The organism is Streptomyces sp. NPDC002671, from assembly GCF_053592475.1.
The window spans coordinates 197,149-216,124 of sequence record NZ_JBSFVU010000018.1 but is presented as its reverse complement, the minus strand read 5'-3'; the positions used below and the strand labels follow the sequence as shown (position 1 = coordinate 216,124).

General features: G+C 68.6%; 19 protein-coding genes, 2 pseudogenes and 1 riboswitch. Of the genes and pseudogenes, 12 read left to right on the top strand and 9 right to left on the bottom strand.

Annotated features, from left to right (window positions below; genetic code table 11):
• Positions 1–94 (top strand): annotated as a pseudogene (locus tag ACWD35_RS27240) (dihydrofolate reductase family protein); the annotation flags it as partial.
• Between the two features lie 70 nt (positions 95–164).
• Here the strand turns inward: ACWD35_RS27240 and rox are convergent.
• The gene (rox, locus tag ACWD35_RS27235) at positions 165–1,592 is read right to left on the bottom strand and encodes a rifampin monooxygenase (RefSeq protein WP_451353917.1); all 1,428 of its coding nucleotides are present in this window, start codon (positions 1,590–1,592) and stop codon (positions 165–167) included.
• A 351-nt stretch (positions 1,593–1,943) separates the two neighbouring features.
• On the opposite strand from rox, the gene ACWD35_RS27230 reads away from it, so the two are divergent.
• Positions 1,944–3,731, top strand: a complete 1,788-nt coding sequence (locus tag ACWD35_RS27230) for a protein kinase domain-containing protein (protein WP_451353916.1) — start codon at positions 1,944–1,946, stop codon at positions 3,729–3,731.
• A gap of 27 nt (positions 3,732–3,758) precedes the next feature.
• Here the strand turns inward: ACWD35_RS27230 and ACWD35_RS27225 are convergent.
• A pseudogene (locus tag ACWD35_RS27225) lies at positions 3,759–4,073 on the bottom strand (hypothetical protein); the annotation flags it as partial.
• A gap of 103 nt (positions 4,074–4,176) precedes the next feature.
• Between ACWD35_RS27225 and ACWD35_RS27220 the strand changes: the two are divergent.
• From ACWD35_RS27220 to ACWD35_RS27185, 8 genes are all read left to right on the top strand, one after another.
• Positions 4,177–4,644, top strand: coding sequence for a hypothetical protein (locus ACWD35_RS27220; RefSeq protein ID WP_451353915.1), 468 nt, complete (start codon positions 4,177–4,179; stop codon positions 4,642–4,644).
• Positions 4,641–5,189: an NIPSNAP family protein gene (locus tag ACWD35_RS27215; protein ID WP_451353914.1), complete on the top strand. Its 549-nt coding sequence runs from the start codon at positions 4,641–4,643 to the stop codon at positions 5,187–5,189. The genes ACWD35_RS27220 and ACWD35_RS27215 overlap by 4 nt, the downstream gene beginning before the upstream one ends.
• A gap of 150 nt (positions 5,190–5,339) precedes the next feature.
• Complete coding sequence (locus ACWD35_RS27210; RefSeq protein ID WP_451353913.1) at positions 5,340–7,037, top strand: FAD-dependent oxidoreductase; 1,698 nt, start codon at positions 5,340–5,342, stop codon at positions 7,035–7,037.
• Positions 7,038–7,137: 100 nt separating this feature from the next.
• The gene (locus ACWD35_RS27205) at positions 7,138–7,983 is read left to right on the top strand and encodes an alpha/beta fold hydrolase (RefSeq protein ID WP_451353912.1); all 846 of its coding nucleotides are present in this window, start codon (positions 7,138–7,140) and stop codon (positions 7,981–7,983) included.
• Between the two features lie 215 nt (positions 7,984–8,198).
• Positions 8,199–8,942: a dienelactone hydrolase family protein gene (locus ACWD35_RS27200; protein WP_451353911.1), complete on the top strand. Its 744-nt coding sequence runs from the start codon at positions 8,199–8,201 to the stop codon at positions 8,940–8,942.
• Positions 8,943–9,113: 171 nt separating this feature from the next.
• A complete protein-coding gene (locus tag ACWD35_RS27195; protein ID WP_451353910.1) occupies positions 9,114–9,530 on the top strand; it encodes a nuclear transport factor 2 family protein in 417 nt (138 codons plus the stop codon).
• 25 nt (positions 9,531–9,555) lie between these two features.
• The gene (locus ACWD35_RS27190; RefSeq protein WP_451353909.1) at positions 9,556–10,149 is read left to right on the top strand and encodes a hypothetical protein; all 594 of its coding nucleotides are present in this window, start codon (positions 9,556–9,558) and stop codon (positions 10,147–10,149) included.
• A gap of 57 nt (positions 10,150–10,206) precedes the next feature.
• Positions 10,207–10,322: riboswitch (cobalamin riboswitch) on the top strand.
• Between the two features lie 80 nt (positions 10,323–10,402).
• Positions 10,403–10,762, top strand: coding sequence for a (2Fe-2S) ferredoxin domain-containing protein (locus ACWD35_RS27185; RefSeq protein WP_451353934.1), 360 nt, complete (start codon positions 10,403–10,405; stop codon positions 10,760–10,762).
• A gap of 83 nt (positions 10,763–10,845) precedes the next feature.
• On the opposite strand, the gene ACWD35_RS27180 is transcribed toward ACWD35_RS27185, so the two are convergent.
• On the bottom strand, positions 10,846–11,424 hold the full coding sequence (locus ACWD35_RS27180) for a TetR/AcrR family transcriptional regulator (protein ID WP_451353908.1): 579 nt from the start codon (positions 11,422–11,424) through the stop codon (positions 10,846–10,848).
• Between the two features lie 88 nt (positions 11,425–11,512).
• Between ACWD35_RS27180 and ACWD35_RS27175 the strand changes: the two genes are divergently transcribed.
• A complete protein-coding gene (locus tag ACWD35_RS27175; protein WP_451353907.1) occupies positions 11,513–11,974 on the top strand; it encodes a nuclear transport factor 2 family protein in 462 nt (153 codons plus the stop codon).
• Between the two features lie 93 nt (positions 11,975–12,067).
• The gene (locus tag ACWD35_RS27170) at positions 12,068–12,415 is read left to right on the top strand and encodes a DUF1330 domain-containing protein (RefSeq protein ID WP_451353906.1); all 348 of its coding nucleotides are present in this window, start codon (positions 12,068–12,070) and stop codon (positions 12,413–12,415) included.
• Positions 12,416–12,417: 2 nt separating this feature from the next.
• Here the strand turns inward: ACWD35_RS27170 and ACWD35_RS27165 are convergent, their stop codons facing one another.
• The 6 genes from ACWD35_RS27165 to ACWD35_RS27140 all read right to left on the bottom strand — a co-directional run bounded on the left by ACWD35_RS27165 (position 12,418) and on the right by ACWD35_RS27140 (position 18,956).
• On the bottom strand, positions 12,418–14,085 hold the full coding sequence (locus ACWD35_RS27165) for a sigma-70 family RNA polymerase sigma factor (protein ID WP_451353905.1): 1,668 nt from the start codon (positions 14,083–14,085) through the stop codon (positions 12,418–12,420).
• 243 nt (positions 14,086–14,328) lie between these two features.
• The gene (locus ACWD35_RS27160) at positions 14,329–14,736 is read right to left on the bottom strand and encodes an LPXTG cell wall anchor domain-containing protein (RefSeq protein ID WP_451353904.1); all 408 of its coding nucleotides are present in this window, start codon (positions 14,734–14,736) and stop codon (positions 14,329–14,331) included.
• Between the two features lie 392 nt (positions 14,737–15,128).
• Positions 15,129–16,124 (bottom strand): NAD-dependent epimerase/dehydratase family protein, encoded by a 996-nt coding sequence (locus tag ACWD35_RS27155; RefSeq protein ID WP_451353903.1) that lies wholly within the window; start codon positions 16,122–16,124, stop codon positions 15,129–15,131.
• A 249-nt stretch (positions 16,125–16,373) separates the two neighbouring features.
• A complete protein-coding gene (locus ACWD35_RS27150) occupies positions 16,374–16,781 on the bottom strand; it encodes a DUF3224 domain-containing protein (RefSeq protein WP_451353902.1) in 408 nt (135 codons plus the stop codon).
• 207 nt (positions 16,782–16,988) lie between these two features.
• A complete protein-coding gene (locus ACWD35_RS27145; protein ID WP_451353901.1) occupies positions 16,989–18,266 on the bottom strand; it encodes an IS701 family transposase in 1,278 nt (425 codons plus the stop codon).
• A 51-nt stretch (positions 18,267–18,317) separates the two neighbouring features.
• Entirely contained in the window at positions 18,318–18,956 is a 639-nt protein-coding gene (locus ACWD35_RS27140; protein WP_451353900.1) for a hypothetical protein, read from the bottom strand.
• Between the last annotated feature and the right edge of the window lie 20 nt (positions 18,957–18,976).

The following is an 18,976-nucleotide window of genomic DNA, read 5'->3' as shown; positions in this document are numbered from 1 at the left end:
CGCCACCGACAAGGACGCCCAGAAGCTGAAGCTGGTCGAGCACGAGGCCTACGCCAACGGCCTGCAGAAGCAGGTCTTCGACGTCGTCCGCTGACGACGCCAGGGGGTTTTCAGCATGGCCGTGGGCCAGGCAACGCAGCCTGGCCCACGACACGTTCGCACGCTCAGCTCACGGCAGCGCCGAACCACCGGGGCAGTCGGCCGAGCAGATCCTGCTGATCCTCACCGACCCACGCCACGTGACCGTCCGGCCGCAACAGCACTGCGGGCACGTCCAGTTCCTCGCTGACGTCGACGACATGGTCGACCCGGTCCGCCCAGCCCGCCACCGAGAGCCGTCCGGTCTGGTCGAGCAGCAGCCCGCGACCGCCATGCATCGACTCATACAGGCGCCCCTGCTTCAGCTTCACGTCCCGCATGCGCCGGCCGAGCAGTTCGTGGCCCTCGCCGAAGTCGTAGCGGACCCCGACCGCGGTGATCATCTCGGTCACGTACCGGTTCACCTCCTCGAAGTCCATCAGCTTCGACAACAGCTCCCGCAACGCGGTCGGACCCGGATCGGACCCCAGCAGCGTCATCTGCGCGCGGGTGTTGTTCAGCACGCGGGCACCCACCGGGTGCCGTTCGGCGTGGTAGCTGTCCAGCAGCCCCTCCGGTGCCCAGCCGCCGACCGCGGCGGCCAGCTTCCAGCCCAGGTTGAACGCGTCCTGGATACCGAGGTTGAGCCCCTGCCCGCCGGTCGGCGGGTGGATGTGCGCCGCGTCGCCGGCCAGCAGCACCCGGCCGACCCGATAGTGCTCGGCCTGCCGGGTGGCGTCGCCGAACCGGGAGAGCCAGCGCGGCGAGTGCGCCCCGAAGTCGGTGCACGCGAAGGCCCGCAGCTGCTTCTTGAACTCCTCCAGGGTCGGCGCGGTCACACGGTCCTCCGCCATGCCGTCGGCGGGCACGATGACGCGATACACCCCGTCCCCGAGGGGAATGGCACCGAACCGCAGCTGGGTCTTGCGGACCTCGTCGACGATGGCGGCAACCTTCTCCGGATCCTCGGTCACCCGCATCTCACCCAGCAGCGTCTCGACCTTGGCGGGCTCGCCGGGGAAACCGACGCCGAGCTGCTTGCGCACCATGCTCCGGCCGCCGTCGCAGCCGACGAGGTAGCGCGAGCGCAGGTGCGTGCCGTCCGTCAGCTCGACGGTCACCCCGTCCTCGTCCTGGCTCAGCCCGACCGCTTCGCAGCCGCGCCGGATCTCGGTACCGAGTTCGAGGGCACGCTCGTTGAGCAGCCGCTCGGTGACCGGCTGCGGGGTGGCGAGGCCGTACGGGTGAGCCGTGTCCAGCCGGTCCGGCCACGGCTTGGTGATGCCACCGAAGAGACCGCCGACCTGGAACTTCTCACTGACCGCGCGAAACCGGTCCAGCAGTCCGCGCTGGTCCATCATCTCGATGCTGCGCGCGTGCAGGCCCTGTCCGCGGGACTGCTCGGTCGGTTCGGTCAGCCTCTCCAGCACGACGACGTGGACGCCGTGCAGCCGCAATTCGCAGGCCAGCATCAAGCCGGTCGGTCCGCCGCCGACCACGATCACGTCAGTCATCGAAATCCCCGTTCAACGAGATTGGATTCGTCAGCAGAAGCACACGTACCTCGTGAATCCCTGATTTGCCCAGGTTCTGGCTTCGGACGGAGATTGTGCAGCACGACCGGGGCCTTGCCGCAAGGCCCCCAGTGCGCTATATGTTGAGAGTGGCAAGGAGTGGGTAACCTCCTTGCCTTCGCTGTTTGCCGCCCGCTGTGGACGAATTCCGCTGCGGACGGACAAGGAAGGCGGCGGCCTTCAGCTGTCGGTCAGGGCCGGTCGGGTGGTCTACGCCCTCTCCACCGAGCAACTCATCAACTTGTGCGGCAACATGGGTTGTTGAGCATTCGGTCTGGAGGGGGAAGCGGCATGCTGAGGCAGGGCGACGTCCTGGACGGGCGCTACCGGCTCGACTCGGTGCTGGGCCGGGGCGGGTTCGGGACCGCATGGCGCGCTCACGATGTGCGGATCGACCGCCCGGTCGCAGTCAAGGTCGGTCTGGCCGAGACCGAGGAAAGGGCCCAACGCCTCATCCGAGAAGCGCGCATCGCGGGCAACCTGACCCATCCCAACATCGCGATGATCCACGACTTCGGGCGACTGGAACGCGACGGCCGGCCATTCATCTACATCGTGATGGAGCTCGTGCGGGGCGAGGACCTCGCCCACGTCATCGCCCGAGGTCTGCCACCTTTCGCGGAAACCCTCTTATGGGCCCGGCAGATCTGCGCCGCTCTGGCCGCCGCCCACGACGTCGGCATCGTCCACCGGGACATCACCCCCGCCAACCTGATCCTGACCGACACCGGGACGGTCAAGGTCCTCGACTTCGGCATCGCGAAGCGGCAGGAGGCCGGGGCCACGCTCACCGCTGAAGGCGTAGCCGTCGGCACTCCCACCTACATGGCACCGGAGCGGATGAACGGCCGGCCGGTCGACGGACGCAGCGATCTGTATGCCCTCGGCTGCATCCTCATGGAGCTGTGGACGGGCCACCCCCCGTTCCGTGCCGACGATGCGCAGGACGTCATGGTGCAGCACATGGTCGCGCCGCCGCCGCTGCCGAGCGCGTCACGTGGTGACCTGCCGCCCGGCGCGGATGAGCTCGTACTGGAGCTACTGGCCAAGGCCCCCGGCCGACGTCCGGGGCACGCCCGTGAGGTGGAGCGGCGACTCGCACTTCTGGCCGGTGAGACTTCCGCCCCGACCGTGACGGCCTCGACGCCGCCCCCTCTTCCTCCGCTGCCCTCGCCTCCGCACAGTCCCACCGAGCGGACCCCCCTCGCCGACCCGGTGCGCTCCGCTCTGCGTCGACGGCTCGACCAGATCCTCGCGCTGCCGCCGGACTCCGACCTGGATGAGTTCGTCGGCCTGCTCAACGAGCTGATCCCCGAGGCGCAGCGCGAACTGGGACCGGACGATCCGCTCACCGCAGAAGCGATGCTCGCCAGGGCCCTGCGCTCAAGTGACCACAGTCTGTCCGCCCTCGTGCCGAAACTGATCCGGGTCTTCGGCCCCGAGGACCCGCGCACCATCCAGGGCCGAGCCAGGCACCTCGGACGGTCCGCTTACGACGGGGTGGAGGCCGTCTTCGGCAAACTGGAAGAAGTCATCGCGCTGGCGACCCGCGTCCTTGGCCCCTGGCATCGGACCACCCTGCACGCCCGCCTCGACCTGGCCGCCGGCCGCATGACGAGAATCACCGCCACAGGGCGGGCGCATCCGCCCTTCATGCCGGTCACCCGCGCCGAGTCACAGCGCAGACGCGCCCTCTACGAACCGCTGTTGCCCGACCTGGACCGCGGGCTGCCCGACAACGACATGGCACGCTACGAGGCGCACGTGCGGGTGGCGATCGACACCCACCTCCTCGGGGACCACGAGGCCGCCGCGCGATACTTCGACGAGCTGCTCCCGCTTCGGAGCGCCACCCTGGGCGTGGACGAGCTACCTGTGGTGTGGTCCCTGCAACATGCCCACAACGTCGGCGAGTCCGGCGACCCGCAACGCGCCATGACGATGCTCGACCAGTTGCTCCCACGCATCGCAGACCCAGAAGTCCGGCACCGCGCCAGCCGCCTGCGCTCCCGCTTCAAGCGCCGAGCGCGCCGATCGTCGAACGGGACAGGCGGCCGACGATCGTGGTTCGGCTCCTAGACGCCGAGGCGCGCCACCGACCCTGGCTCAGACTCCGATGGTCGTGCCGTTGGGCTTCCGTCCGAAGGCTGCCGCAAGAACCGCGGGGAGGTCAGCCTCGGGGACCGTGGCGCGTATCCGCGCCAGGACGTCACGAAAGTCCTCGTCATCGATCACGCCCAGATATTCCTGGCGCAATTGGTGAATGACCTCGACGAGTTCGGGCCGCAGGCGCATCCATGCGCGGGCGGTACGGATCTCCTCATCGACCTGGTCCATGAACCAGCGTATGACCGCGTACGGGATGTCCACGTGTCGCCCTTGGGGGTTGAAACACATCGTCGGTTCCCGCGCCGGGTCTTCGCATAGTCGCTGTTGGGGTGCAGGACAGGCATGGCCGCATGCTTCCATGTCACATAATTCCCCTGACAGTAGATGTCAGGGGAATGTCCCTAACCTGCGGCGTATGGACGACTTCGACTTCCTGCACGGCTCCTGGGACGTGGCCAATCGCCGTCTCACCGCACCGCTCGGCCCGGGCCCCGCCACCTGGGCGGAGTTCCCCGGTCACGCGGCGGTCCGGCCGCTGTTCGGGGGCGCCGGCAACATCGACGAGATCACCTTCCCCACCCTCGGCCGCCAGGGCGTGACCCTGCGGCTCTTCGACCGCGAGACGGAGCGCTGGTCGATCCACTGGTCCGACAGCCGGACGGGCCGACTGGATCCCCCGGTGGTCGGCGGCTTCACGGGCGACCGTGGTGACTTCCACGGCGACGACACCTACGACGGTCGCCCGATCCGGGTGCACTTCACCTGGTACCGCCTCGGCCCCGACGCCGCGCGCTGGGAGCAGGAGTTCTCCGCCGACGACGGCCGCACCTGGGAGCTCAACTGGATCATGGACCTCACCCGCACCGGGGCGGTCGACGCATGAGCATCGTCGAACTCCGGCAGTACACCCTGCATCCCGGCGCCCGGGAAACCCTGATCGAGCTGTTCGAGCGCGAGTTCGTGACCGGCCAGCACGCGGTCGGCGTCACCGTCGGCGGACGTTTCCGCGACCTTGACGACCCGGACCGCTTCGTCTGGCTGCGCGCGTTCCCCGACATGACGCACCGTCGGCGCTCGCTGGAGGCCTTCTACACCGGCCCGGTCTGGCGGAAGCACCGCGACGCCGCCAACGCCACCATGATCGACAGCGATGACGTCCTGCTGCTGCGTGGCCCGGGCTTCGCACCGGCGCCGGGCACCCGCGAGGTGGTCGCCACGGTCTGCCATCCGTCCGACGCGGCTGCCTTCGACGCGTACGCCGCCCGGCACCTGACCCCGGGCCATGCGCTGCACCGCACCGAGCACGCCGAAAACGACTACCCCCTCCTGCCTGTCCGCACCGAAGAGGACGTCCGGGTCTGGTTCGGCCCGGCCGAACCACCGCCCTGGCCGACCCGGCGGCTGCGGCTGGAACCCGTGACGGCCTAGCCCCGGCGTCCCGGCGCCCCGGCGCACGGGGGGAGATGCTGTTCTGCGGCCATGTGTCTGGGACCCTCACCCGAACGGCAGGGTTACTGATAGTGACATATGTCTAACCTTCAGTGACCGATAGTCACCGCCCGTCGTGGAGGTACTGCCATGCCCGCCCAGCCCCTTGCCTCCCGGCCCGTCGGCCCGACCGAGGTCGGCCCGGGCGACCCCCGCTACGAGGCGCTGCGCCGGGGATTCAACCAGCGCTGGGTCGCCAGTCCCGACTACGTCGTGGTGGCCAACGGAACCGCCGACGTGCTCTCCGCCCTCAACACCTACCTCGCGGGCACGGCCGACTCCGACTCGCCGCCGCGCCGCATCACGGTCCGCTCCGGCGGGCACTGCTACGAGAACTTCGTCTGCGGCGACGACGTAGCCGTCATCATCGACGTCAGCACCATGGACGGCGTCTACTACGACACCGAGATGGAGGCGTACTGCGTCGAGGCGGGCGCGACCAACTGGCACACCGTCACCCAGCTGTACCGCCGACACGGCCTCGCCCTGCCCGGGGGCTCGTGCTACTCCGTCGGAGCGGGCGGCCACATCTCGGGCGCCGGATTCGGCCTGTTCTCCCGGTTGCACGGCCTCACGATCGACTACCTCTACGCCGTGGAGGTGGTCACCGTACGCGACCGGACGCACGCCGAGGTCACCGTGGCGCGCAAGGACTCACCGGAACGCGCCCTCCAGGACCTGTGGTGGGCGCACACCGGCGGTGGAGGCGGCAACTTCGGCGTGGTCACCCGCTACTGGTTCCGCGGTCTGCCCGAGCCGCCGGCCCAGGTGCTGACCAGGGCGCTGGCCTGGAAGTGGGACCTCTTCAAGAAAGATCCCGACAAGTTCAAGTCCCTGGTGCGCCGTTACGGCGAGTTCTTCGTGGCCGAGAACACGGGCGAGGGCGGTCCGGACTTTCTCCGCGACCTCGACTACCGCGATCTGTTCACGCTGCTGAAGCTGACCAACCACGCCAATGGCAAGGTCGGCCTGGTCATCCAGCTCGACGGCACCCGCAGCGACTCGCTCGAGCGACTCAACCTCTTCCTGAACTGGCTCGCACCCGACGAGGTCTACCCTCAGACCCTCTTCGACCTGCGGATGGGCGAACACCCGCCGCTCAACGACCAGTACATCCCCACCCGGCTGCCCTGGCTCACGGCTACCCAGAACTTCAACGACTCCGGTCCGAGCCGGTGCGGGAAATACAAGTCCGCGTACCACACGGGCAATTTCACCGAGCGCCAGCTCGACGTGCTCTACAACCACCTCACGACGAGGTACGACAACGAGGACGCGCTGGTCCAGGTCGACTCCTACGGCGGCCGGATCAACGACGTCGACCCGTTCGCCACCGCCGTGCCCCAGCGCTCGTCCGTGGTGAAACTCCAGTACCAGGCGTACTGGACCTGGGGGAAGGACGCCAACCGCGACGGGGTCTTCGACTATCAGGACGCCTTGGCCGACCCCTCTATCGCCGCGCCGCACCTGAGGTGGATCCGCGACTTCTACCAGGAGATGTACGTGGAGACCGGTGGTGTGCCGGTGATGCCCACCCCGGAGGTGTCCGGGGTCACCAACACCGACGGCTGCTACATCAACTACCCCGACGTCGACCTCAACGACCCCGAGTTCAACGACCCCAGCAAAGGCCAGCCCTGGTACCTCCTGTACTACGGGGCCAACTACGAGCGGCTGCAGCGGGCCAAGGCGTACTGGGATCCGCGGAACGTCTTCCGGCACGAGCAGTCGGTTCGGCTCCCGGAGGCTCACCTACCTCACCGGCTGGGGGATGGCCCTGGCCGCTGATCTGCTGCGCGAAACAGAGCGTTGCCACTGAAGATCGATGCCCCATAGGTTCGTGTCAACGAAGTTGGACCGGCTGGGTTCGCGCGTCAGGGGCGGCAGGGTGACTGAGACTGATCTGGAGCTGAGCGACGGCTGTAGGCTGCACATCTACGACACTGGTGGGGATGGCTCCGATGACCGGCTCGTAGTCTTCTGGCACCACGGCACGCCGAACATCGGCGCACCCCCTGAGCCTCTCTTCCCGGCCGCCGCCGATCTAGGGATCCGCTGGGTGTCGTACGACCGGCCCGGTTATGGCGGGTCGACGCTGCGTCCGGGCCGGGACGTGGCGTCGGTGGCCACCGACGTCGCCCGCATCGCCGATGCGCTGGGCATCGACCGGTTCGCGGTCATGGGGCATTCCGGCGGTGGTCCGCACGCCTTGGCTTGCGGCGCCCTGCTGCCGGAGCGTGTCCTCGCCGTGGTGAGCGTGGCGGGACTTGCTCCCTTCGGCGCCGAAGGGCTCGACTGGTTCGCGGACATGACCAAGTCCGGCGCCGCAGCTCTGAGGGCCGCGGCTGACGGGCGTGCGGCGAAGGAGAAGTACGAGGCGAGCGCCGAGTACGACCCGGACATGTTCACCCCGGCCGACCATGCTGCGCTCTCCGGCGCATGGTCCTGGTTCGGCAGCGTCGTCGGTCCGGCCGTGGAGGCCGGCCCAGGCGGGCTGATCGACGACGATCTGGCGTACGTCGCTCCGTGGGGCTTCGATCCCGCGCAGGTCAGCGCGCCGGTCCTCTTCCTGCACGGTGACCAGGACCGGATCGTGCCCAGCACGCACAGCCAGTGGCTCGCGAACCGTTGCCCCGCGGCAGAGCTGCGGCTGAGCCCCGGCGACGGGCACATCTCCGTTCTCAATGCCGGCGCTGCTGCCCTGGACTGGCTCGCGCACCATTCGGGCCGCTGATCCTGTCAACGTCACCCGAGGTGGCTACACCCCCGGCGTCGTCGCCCCCACCGACGCCTTCGGCCTCGACGCGGGTCGTGATACGTTCTGCGTCGTCAAGTGCTGCTGTGAACAGAGGAGGTGAGACCGATCAACGCTGTGACAGGTCGGGGCTCCCTCCCTTGCGCGGGTTAGGGAGTGCCCGCAGAAGGCATCCCGAAAGGCTTGAAACGCACGTGCGCTTCACCTCCCAGACGTCGTCCGACGGCGTCACCGAACAGCTCTTCACCCTCCCCTTCACCTTTGGTGAGATCCCCGGCGTGCTGTGGACGCCGGACGGCGTCGCCGGTACCCGCCCGCTGATCCTGATGGGACACGGCGGCGGTCAGCACAAGCAGGCCCCCGGCATCGTGGAGCGTGCCCGCCGCTTCGTGGCCGAGTGCGGTTTCGCGGTGGCGGCCGTCGACGCGCCCGCCCATGGCGGTCGGCCGCGAACCGAGGAACACACCCGTCTCATCGGTGAGTTGCGGAACCGCATGCAGACCGGCGGGGACGTGGCTCCGGTGCTCGCCGAAGTCCACGCCCTCATCGCCGGCCAGAGCGTCCCGGAATGGCGGGCGGTCCTGGACGCGCTCCAGGAACTCGACCAAGTCGGCGCGGGCCCGGTGGGCTACTGGGGGCTCTCGCTGGGCTGCGGACTCGGCGTTCCGTTCGTCGCCGCCGAGCCCCGCGTCCGCGCGGCGGTGCTGGGCCTGAACGGGGCGGAGACCTCGGTCGAGGCCGCCGCGCGGATCACTGTCCCGGTGGAGTTCCTGGTGCAGTGGGACGACGAGAAGGTGCCGAGGACGGCAGCCCTGGCGCACTTCGACGTCCTGGGCTCGACCGAGAAGACCCTGCACGCCAATCCCGGCAACCACGGCGAGGTCCCGGCGTTCGAACTCGACAGCTCGCTACGGTTCTTCACCCGGCACCTGAGCTGAGCCGCCTCGTCGTCAGCTGATACACCTGCCGTCCGCGACGCGCTGATCGGGTTTCGCGCCCGACCAGCGCGGTCAGCGCAGCGGCCATGACCAAGCCACCGGCACGCATGCGCCGCAAACAGCCACGGCAGGATCAAATTCCCTTTCGGCGCCAGGCAGGAGAGGACGCGTGTGTCACTCGCTCTGGAAGATCGGTTGGCGATCACCGAACTGGTCTCGCTGCACGGTCACTTCGTTGACGACGGAAGCCTCGACCGGTTGGAGGAGCTGTTCACCTCCGATGTCGTCTACGACCTCACCGACTTCGGTCAAGAGCCACTGGTCGGTGTGGCTGCCATCCGAGATGCCGCATTGGCATTGGGAGCCGCCAACCCGGTCGCGCATCACGTCACCAATGTCGTCGTCACGGCGTTGGCAGACGGCCAGGTGCAGGTCCGGTCCAAGGGCCTGGGAATCAGGGCGGACGGCTCCTGCGGTTCCGTTTCCTACGACGACACCGCCGTGCGCACCGCTGACGGGTGGCGGATCAGCCATCGCAAGGTGACGCTACGCCGTACTCCCCTGAGCGGCGTGACGAAGTCCGGCTGAGCGGACCGTCGTTCAGAATCGTGGCATGGACGTCACCAGGCTGTTGGAAGCAGCTTCCCTGCTGGTCCCGGAAGAGGTCGCAACCGAGAACGACATCACGGTGAAGGACGTCTGGGAGTACCTCGCTCACGACGAGTGGGAAGTGGCTCTTGGGCTACTGGAGGAACTCGGTGACGTCCACCCGCTTCCGCTCGGCTTCTGGCAGGACCTCGCCACCGCCGCCGAGCAGTTGCGGCTGGAGAGGAGTGCGGCCTGGTGCCACTGGCGCTGCTACGAAACCCGACACGGCATCATCCGAGCCGACCTCACCCTCACACCTGCCGATGTGGCCCGCCGACAGAGTCCCTTGCCAGGAGCCGGCGTCCTTCGACCGATGTGGAACCTCGGGAACCGCACCCCGACAGGTGACCCCGAGTTCAAGATCGCAAGCATTTGGGTGGAGTTCGCCTCCTTCATGGAGCCGGGCGGGCGAGCCACGGTGCGCCTCGCCCCGCTCGACCCGCCGAAGTGGCAGCACCTGCAGCCCGGTCACGTGATCACCATGCACGAGGACAGAACCGTTGCCGGAACGGCGGTCGTCCTGGACGTTCGGCGCCCGTCACCGGCGGGCGGACGATGATGGGCTCCGGCGCAGTGGCCGGGTGACGGCGTGGCGTCGGTGATGGAATGATGATCGACGACATAAGGCGACTGCGGTCCGAGGAAGCCGGTGTGAATCCGGCGCGGTCCCGCCACTGTGACCGGAGAGCAACGACCCGGGAGCCAGAAGACTCACGCGGTCGCCTCCTCAAGGAACACCGGGGCGGATCTCCCCGGGAGGGGAGTGGCGCGGCGTGCCCAAGAAGCCGAAGGAAAAGGCATCAGGCCGGGCTGTGAAGGGGAGCGATTCGGCGCCGTGCCGGGTCGTCGTGTGCCGGGACTGCTGCTGCGGCAGTCCCAAGGTGACAGGGGTCGATCACGCGGCGCAGACCGCGCGTCTGCGGGCGGCGGTGCCGACGCGCATCTCCGACTGCCTCGACGTGTGCGATCAGGCCAACGTCATCGTCGTACAGCCGTCCGCCGCGGCTCGGGCCGCCGGTGCGCGGCCGGTCTGGCTGGGGCTCGTCAACGATGCGGACGCGACCGAGGACATCGTCACCTGGGTGCGTGCCGGCGGACCGGGCGTGGCTCCCCAGCCGGACATCCTTGATCTGTATGCCTTCAAGCCCCCGCGGCGCCGCGCGAAATCCTGACGTCGGCGCGCGGCGTTGCCCTGACGAGCGTCACGGCGGGCACCATGCCTGCCGACCGCTCGAAGGGCCACGCCCAGACCTGACTACGCGAGTTGGCCCGGGTCGTCCAGCATTCTCGCCACGGCTGCGCGAGCATGACGGGCCGGGGCCGGGTCGCCACTGATGCCGGCCGTCACGATCGCTCCCTCGGCGAGGAGGGCGACGGGTTCGGCCACCGGCACCCCGGCGGCACGGACCCATAGCGCGATCTGGTCGTGGAACGCCTGCTTGTGCGACCGGACTTCGGCGAGCACCGCCTCGGAGGACGAGCCGAGTTCGCCGTAGGCGTTGATCCAGGCGCAGCCGCGGAAGCCGGGCTGGGCGAACCACTCCCCAAGCCAGTCGAAGATCGCCAGGACGCGCTCGCGAGGATCCGGGACCTGTTCCACGTGGGCGGCCAGGTCTCCCCGCCATCGTTGGTCGCGGCGTTTGAGCATCGCCACGACGAGCTCCTCCTTCGCCGCGAAGAGGCGGTAGATCCGCTTCAGCGGCAAGCCGGAGGCTGCGCGGACCTCGTCCATGCCGACGGCCTGGATGCCTCGCTCGTAGAAGAGCCCCTCCGCCGCGTCCAGCAGTGCCGCACGGTCCAGGCGGTTCTGTTCCTCGGTGACCGGGGCTGGCATGCGGGGCTCCTTGACGTAGAGAACGATCGTTCCCTACTTTAGTCATCCACCGATCGAGAACGCGCGTTCTCAATGTGAGGAGATTGCAGTGCCGGAAGACCGCCCGCCCTATCCGCCCTTCACCCGGGAGACCGCCCTGCAGAAGGTCCAGGCCGCCGAGGACGCCTGGAACACCCGCGATCCCCAGCGCTTGGCACTGGCCTACACGCCGGATTCGATGTGGCGGAACCGGGACACGTTCGTCAGGGGCCGCGAGGAGATCGTCGCCTTCCTGACGCGGAAGTGGGAACGCGAACTGGACTACGCGCTGCGCAAAAGCCTCTGGGCGTTCGACGGGAACCGGATCGCCGTCCGATTCCAGTACGAGTGGCACGACGCCGCAGGCCAGTGGTGGCGCAGTTACGGCAACGAACTGTGGGAGTTCGACGAGCGCGGCCTCATGCGACGCCGCGAGGCCAGTATCAACGACGTCGCCATCAGCGAAGCCGACAGGCGTATCCACGGTCCGCGGCCCGTGGACGACTACGGGATCGACATCCCCCTCCAGTAGCGCCCGCCCGCTTACCTCTCAGGTCATCGACCCCGGTGCGTCCGCCTGACAGGATGATCGGCGTACGGAGTCGAACCGAACCGGAAGGATGTCATGCCCGCCTACGCCATAGCCCATCTGCAGGACGCCACCCCGCACCCGGAGATCGCCGAGTACATCGAGCGCATCCCGGGCACCTTCGAGCCTTACGGCGGCCGTTTCCTGGTGCACGCCATGCCGCACGAGGAGAAGGAGGGCAGCTGGCCCGGACATGTCGTGGTCATCGGCTTCCCCGGGATGGACGAGGCCCGGGCCTGGTGGGACTCGCCCGCGTACCAGGAGATCGCACCGCTGCGCTCGAAGCACATCGAGGGCGACATCATCCTGGTCCCGGGCGTCCCCGAGGACTACGACCCCGCCGCTACCGCACAGGCGATGCGCGAGGCCATGTCCGCTCAGTAGCGTCAGAGCTTCGTACCGAAGTCCTGCGTCCACCACGGGCCGCCCGTGCCCTTGTGGACGCCCACGCCTAGGTTCTTGAACCCACAGTTGAGGATGTTGGCGCGGTGGCCGGGGCTGTTCATCCAGGAGTCCATCACGGACTGCGCGGTCTGCTGGCCCCGGGCGATGTTCTCCCCGTACGTGGACCAGCGGTAGCCCGCGGCGGTGATGCGCTGCCCCGGGTCGGCGCCGTCGGGGTTGGTGTGGTCGAAGAAGTTGCGCGCGGCCATGTCGTCGGAGTGGGCCTGTGCCGCCTTCTCCAACTGCGGGTTCTCCGTGACAGGGTCGCAGCCTGCCGCCGCCCGCTCCTTGTTCACCAGCGCGACCACCTGCGTCACGGTGCTCGAAGAGGCTGGTGGTACCTGCGGGGCAGTGGGTGCGGTCCGAGTGGGCCGGGCGGTCTGCGCGGGAGCGGATGCGCTCTTTTTGGCGGGGGGCGGAGTCTTCTTGGCGACCGGCGCCTTTTTCGTTGCCGACGCGGTCGGCGTGGGAGACGGCTTCCCGGGCGGCGCAGAGGTCTCGACCTCACGAGGGGCGGACAGGTCCGCAACGGGATCGCCGGGGGTCTGTGCGGTGGTCGCGCCGCCGGTCCCCGTCCCGGAGCCGGTCCCGAAGTACCAGAGGCCGCCGCCCGCTACACAGGCCGCGATCACGGCGCCGCCGACGGCCCGGCGTCGTATTCGCCGACGTCGGCGTGCCTCGCCGCGGGAGCCCGCCCGGCCGCGGGCCGCCCGGTGCCCGGTCGCCGGGCCGGTACCGGCGTGCCCCGCAGACGTACCACCTGCGTCTATCGAGCCTGCCGTCGCTGCGTGTGCCGAGCCCGCCATCGCCATACTGCCCGAGGTGGGAACCCACTTGGCAAGCAGCGCGGCCGACACCGGGACCAGCGCCAGGCCGGCCAGGAGTCCCTCCGCGGGCATCAGCCCGCTCCACAGGCCCGAGCAGCGTATGCAGCCGCGGGCGTGCCGGGCTATTCGCTTGCGCCAGAGTGCCGAGGGCCGGCCGTCCCAGGTAGCCAGTACGCCTCGGAGTTCCTCGCATGGCGGCTGTGTGTCGAGCGCCCGCACCACCACGCGGGCCGCCTCCAGTTGCGCCTTCATCCGCTGCACCCGCACCGCGGCGTGCTGCGGCGACAGCTCCAGGGCCGCCGCGACCTCGTCGCGGGTCAGCTCACCGGCGCACTCCAGCCACCACAGCGACAGCAGTCCTCGATCGTCCGGGTCCAGCCAGCGAGTTGCGCGCGCGGTCTCCTGGCGCTGGCCGGACAGTTGCAGCCGCACCATCGTCAGGTCCACGAAGTCCGCACCCGGGTCCGCGACATCCCCGGCTTCCTCCATGGCGTCCGGTGCGGACTGCCGGGACTGCCAGTGCGCACGGACCTGGTTCATCGCGATCGCCACGAGCCAGGAGCGGAAGCGCTCGGGCGTACGCAGATCGCCGAGCGCGTCCAGGGCGCGGAGCATCGTGTCCTGCACCACGTCGTCGACATCGACCGAGCCGTTCAGAGCACGGCCCACGATGTTGTAAACAAGCGGAAGGTATGCGCTGACCAAGGCGTCCTGGGCCGCCAAGTCACCTGCTCGGGCAGCGGTCACCAGCGCTGCCGACTCCACCGTGTGCTCTGTACTCATCAAAAGCTTCCCTGTCCTCGAAGCCGGACGGCGCTGCCCGACACATGGGAGACCGCCCGGCGAGCCACCGATAACACTTTTTCGGAGACTCGTTCGAGGAGAGGTTCGTCGCACCGGCCGACGATCGCAATCGACCGGATCACACTGGCGCGGCGGAGGCCCGGAAGAATGGGCTGGAGGACGGGACGGCGTCCCGGGCACGCCCGGGACGCCTGGGAGTTGCCACCCGTACGGTGGGTACCGTCATGAGCTACGGCGACGGCGTGCGACCAGCATGGTGCCGGCGCCCGCTGCGATCAGAGCAGCCGCAATACCACCCATGATCAGCTGCTTCTTGCCGTTGTCACCGGTGTTCGCGAGGCGCGCGTGTTCGTGCTCCTGCTGCCCGTGGTCCCCGTGCTCCTGCCCGTGGTCCCCGTGCTCCTCCCCGTGGTCCCTGTGCTCCTGCCCGTGGTCCCCGTGGTCCTCCCCGTGGTCCCCGTGGTGCTCGTGCTCCGGCTCCTCGTGGTGCGGGTGGTGCGGCTTCGGCGGCCTCGGCGGGTAGGGGGGATAGGCGGTCTTGGTCGGGTGCGGCCCCCCGTACGGGGTGTGGTCCCGGGCGTGCGCGGAGCCCGCGTTCACCAGCGGGGCGGTGACCAGCAGTGCAGCCACGGCGGCTGAGGCCAGAACAGATGGCCGTCTCGGCGATGTCGTCATTCTCTCCACTTTCCTCGAACTGATCAAAGCTTGGCGGCAAAGTCAGTACTAATAACTGGATAGTGGAACAAACGGGAAATGTGCTGCCTATCTGATGTTGTGGCGCTCATAAGCCACCGGATGGTGTAGCACGCGGGTGCCGGGCCGCACGTTCAGGACCGCACGGCGGTCCCGAGGCGGTCCAGGTACCAGGCGTAGGTGTCCGGCTGGCCGCGGACCAGTCGGATACGGCCGGACGTTCGCGTAGGTCCAGCTCTGCCGAGCCGCCCGGCCGGAGCGTGGACTCCGGTGACGCAGACATAGGACCGTTCACCGGTTCTGATCGTCCACACGCGGATGCGGGGCGGTCAGCATGTGACCGACCGGCCGTCGAGCTGTGCCTTCACCTGGTCGTACACCCACCGGTAGGTCACCTCCAGCCCCTGCACGAGCGGGGTCTCGGGGGTCCAGCCGAGTTCCTTGCGGATCCGGGTGTTGTCACTGTTGCGCCCGCGTACCCCGAGCGGGCCGGGGATGTGGCGGTGGCGCAGCCGGACGCCCGCGATCTGCTCGACGAGCGCGTACAGCTGGTTGACGGAGACCAGTTGGTCCGAGCCGATGTTGAGCGGGTCGATGTGCTTGCTGCGGGTCAGGCGCAGGGTGCCCTCGACGCAGTCGCCGATGTAGGTGAAGCTCCGGGTCTGCTCGCCGTCGCCCCAGATCTCGACATCGTCGGCGCCGGTGAGCACGGCGAGGGCGACCTTCCGGCAGGCCGCGGCGGGCGCCCTTTCTCGGCCGCCCGTCCAAGTGCCGTGCGGGCCATAGACGTTGTGATAGCGCGCGACGCGTGTGGCCAGCCCGTAGTCCTCGCGGAAATGGCGCGTCATGCGCTCGCTGAACAGCCTCTCCCAGCCGAAACCGTCCTCGGGCATGGCGGGGTAGGCGTCCTCCTCGCGCAAGGGGAGTAGGTCGGCGTCGGTCTGCTTGTCGGCGGCGTACACGCAGGCGGACGACGCGTAGAAGTAGCGGCCGACGCCGGCGTCCCTGGCGGCGAGCAGCATGTGCGCGCTGGAGAGGACGGAGAGCGTGCAGGCGGCCTTGTTGTTCTCGATGAAGCCCATACCGCCCGTGTCGGCGGCGAGATGGTAGACCTCGTCGGCCCCGCCCACCAGGACATCGGCGCAGGTGTCACGCAGGGACACGTCGGCGACCACGTTCTGCGCGTCGTCGTGCACCTGGTACCACGAGTGCAGCGGCTTGCGGTCGACGGCCCGCACGCGGCGGCCCTCGGCGAGCAGGGCCCGAGTCAGATGCCCGCCGATGAACCCTCCGCCTCCGGTCACCACAGCATCGATGGAACCCACAACCCACTCCTCACCACTCGCATACTCAGGGCAGGAGATACGGTTACGCACTAGGTATCCTTTATCACCGCATTTAGGAATGACTCTCTGATAAGCCCACCCTCCTGGCGGAGCGGCGCGGAGGCCAGGGGAGTAGCCCGATCGGCTGTGACCGGTTGCGGCAGCCGCCTTTCCGGGATAGCGGTGTGCGACGACCGCAGCCACGCCGCCGGTTCCGGGTAGCCGCCCGGTGCCGCATGCAGCGGCAGCTCAGCCGAGGTCGTAGTCGAACCAGATGCGGTGTGTGCCATCGGCGTCGACGGCCATCCCGCCGGTGCCGGTGATGCCGGCCAGCTCGCCGATGCCGCTGGAGGGCACGATGGTGAAGAACTCCGCGGTGCGGTCGCTGCCGGACGTGGTCGCCGAGTGTACGAAGTTGAAGGCACCGTCCCTGCCGTTGAGGGAGCCTTCGAACGACTCCATGGCCACGTACGTGCCGACGCCGGTGTTCTGGTCGAACGCGGCGGTGAAGAGCGTCGCCGAGCGTCCCGCGACCTCTCCGTCGTAGTGCTTCTCCATGGTTGCGACGCCTACCGGAAGCCCGGTGGAGATGGCTGGTTCGGGCTTCAGCTCGGTCGGGACGAAGGCTTTGGCGGTGAAGGTTCCATCAGCTCTCATGCGCCGACAGTACCGGTGGGGTCTGACAACCGCGGCCGGCAGCCGGGACGTCCTGCCCCACCGCGCACGCGACGGGGCCGGAACGGACGATCTTCATCAGTCTTCTAGTAGGGCTCCGTTAGGTTGCTCTGGCTCTTGGGTTTGGGCTGGTGGTGGATGTTCTGGGCAGGGGGCGGTGGCAGGTGGTGCAGGTGCCGGTCCAGCAGTTCAGCAGGTCCTGGATGGTGTCGAGGATCTGGTAGAGGGTGAGTCCGCTGTATCGGCTTTTGGGGCCAGGCGCTGTTCGGTGAGGAACGCGTGGGCGGCGGTGACCAGGGTGACGTGGTGATGCCAGCCGTTCCAGGAGCGGCCCTCGAAGTGGTCAAGGCCGAGGCCGTGCTTGAGTTCACGGTAGTCGTGCTCGATCCGCCAGCGGATCTTGGCCAGGCGGACCAGTTCGGCCAGCGGGGTGTCGTCGGGCAGGTTGGACAGCCAGTAGTCGGTGGGTGCTTCGGCTCCGGCGGGCCATTCGACCAGCAGCGTCACCTCGGGCAGGACACCGTCCCAGCGGCCGTTCTGCGCGGTGGCGGCGGCTTGGGCCAGACGGCGGGCCCTGACCCCGGCCGGGCGTACCTTCAGCGCCAGGAACTGCGAGCGCATCGGTCCACGGGAGCCTTCCCGCCAGGTCACCTCGGTGAAGACCTGCCGCCCCTGGCCGGCCGCCAGCGCGGCCACCGAGGACGGCTTGTCCCGGTAGCGGGGCTGCGGCTTGCGGCCGTTGCCCGACCACGGCGGCGTGACCGGCTCGGCGTCCTGCGGGTGGACGGTCACATCCGCACGGACCGCCACGACATAGCCGATGCCCCGGCCCTCCAGGCCGTCACGGAAGTCGGCGTTCTGGCCGTAACCGGCATCGGCCACCAGCACCGGCGGCCCCATTCCCCACCCAGCCAGCTCATCGATGCTGTCCAACGCCAGGCGCCACTTCTCCCGGTGCCCGACCTCCTGCGGAATCCCGGTCTTCTGCCGCCGTCCCGGATCGTCCGCCCACTCCTGGGGCACGAACAACCGCCACTGCAGCGGACAGGAGGCAGTGTCGGAGACCGCGTGCACGCTCACCGCGACCTGGCAGTTGGCCCGCTTGCCCAGCGCCCCGCAGTACTGGCGCGCGACCGCCACCGACATCTTCCCGTCCTTGGGGAACGACACATCATCGACCGCCCAGGCATCCGGACCGATCAGCGGCACCATCCGCTCCGCAATCCGCCGCCGCACCGGCACCGGATCCCAGGTCGACTGATTCACGAACTGCTGCAGATTCTGCTCGTTGCCATCCGGCAGCCGCTCCGCCATCGGCTGGATCGACTTACGCCGCCCGTCCAGCATCAGCCCCCGCAGATAGCAGTCACCCTTCGCCCGCTGATCCTTGCGCGGCACCGACGCGAACACATCAGCCACGAATAACGCCAACTTCACCCGAGCCCGGTCCACTTCATGTGCATCCACAACCCCCAACATGCCCACAAACAGGACCTACACACACCTAACGGAGCCCTACTAGTTGGTGACGCCGAACCAGTACGACTCGGCGCCGTTCCCGTTGACATACCGCACGTTGTAACCGTTCGAGGAACCAGAGCAGTTGCCGGTCGGGTAGGTGGTGATGTGCACCTCGCCCCGCCACCACCAGTTGCTGTCGAGGCTGTCCCAGCCGGGAGTGGCCACGCAGTGGCCGGCCGGATGGCCGTCCTGGTTGGTGCCGTCGACGTACATGGAGTAGGCGACGCCCTGGTTGTCGAAGAACTCGATCTGCTGGCTGTGTTGGGCCGAGTTGTCATAGGTGACGATGGCCCACCAGTCACCGCCGGCCCGGTAGCGGGGCACGTCCGTGGAGCCGGACCAGTTGTCGCCGCCGGTGCAGTTCTGGCCGTTGTAGGCGACGACGGTGACGTTGCCCTGCCACCACCAGCCGCTGATGGCGTTCTTGAAGTCGGGTGTGTTAAAGCAACCCTGGGCGGGATTGCCGTTCTGGTCGAGGCCGATGACCTTGACCGAGGTCGCCGTGTTCTTGTTGTCGACGATCATCAGCTGCTGGCCGGACGAACCGGCGTGGGCAGTACCGCCGAGGGTGATGACCCCCGTCACCGCAAGCGCCAGGGAGGCCACCGCATGGGCCGCCCGCTTGAGGAACTTCATTTCCCCTCCTGCTGTCGAAC

Excerpts from the sequence above, each read along its gene's own strand:
- ACWD35_RS27170 (WP_451353906.1), top strand. The coding sequence starts at position 12,068 with ATGCCCGCCTACGCCATAGCCCATCTGCAGGACGCCACCCCGCACCCG.
- ACWD35_RS27215 (WP_451353914.1), top strand. The coding sequence starts at position 4,641 with ATGAGCATCGTCGAACTCCGGCAGTACACCCTGCATCCCGGCGCCCGG.
- rox (WP_451353917.1), bottom strand. The coding sequence starts at position 1,592 with ATGACTGACGTGATCGTGGTCGGCGGCGGACCGACCGGCTTGATGCTG.
- ACWD35_RS27220 (WP_451353915.1), top strand. The coding sequence starts at position 4,177 with ATGGACGACTTCGACTTCCTGCACGGCTCCTGGGACGTGGCCAATCGC.
- ACWD35_RS27180 (WP_451353908.1), bottom strand. The coding sequence starts at position 11,424 with ATGCCAGCCCCGGTCACCGAGGAACAGAACCGCCTGGACCGTGCGGCA.
- ACWD35_RS27210 (WP_451353913.1), top strand. The coding sequence starts at position 5,340 with ATGCCCGCCCAGCCCCTTGCCTCCCGGCCCGTCGGCCCGACCGAGGTC.
- ACWD35_RS27165 (WP_451353905.1), bottom strand. The coding sequence starts at position 14,085 with ATGAGTACAGAGCACACGGTGGAGTCGGCAGCGCTGGTGACCGCTGCC.
- ACWD35_RS27190 (WP_451353909.1), top strand. The coding sequence starts at position 9,556 with ATGGACGTCACCAGGCTGTTGGAAGCAGCTTCCCTGCTGGTCCCGGAA.
- ACWD35_RS27230 (WP_451353916.1), top strand. The coding sequence starts at position 1,944 with ATGCTGAGGCAGGGCGACGTCCTGGACGGGCGCTACCGGCTCGACTCG.
- ACWD35_RS27150 (WP_451353902.1), bottom strand. The coding sequence starts at position 16,781 with ATGAGAGCTGATGGAACCTTCACCGCCAAAGCCTTCGTCCCGACCGAG.
- ACWD35_RS27140 (WP_451353900.1), bottom strand. The coding sequence starts at position 18,956 with ATGAAGTTCCTCAAGCGGGCGGCCCATGCGGTGGCCTCCCTGGCGCTT.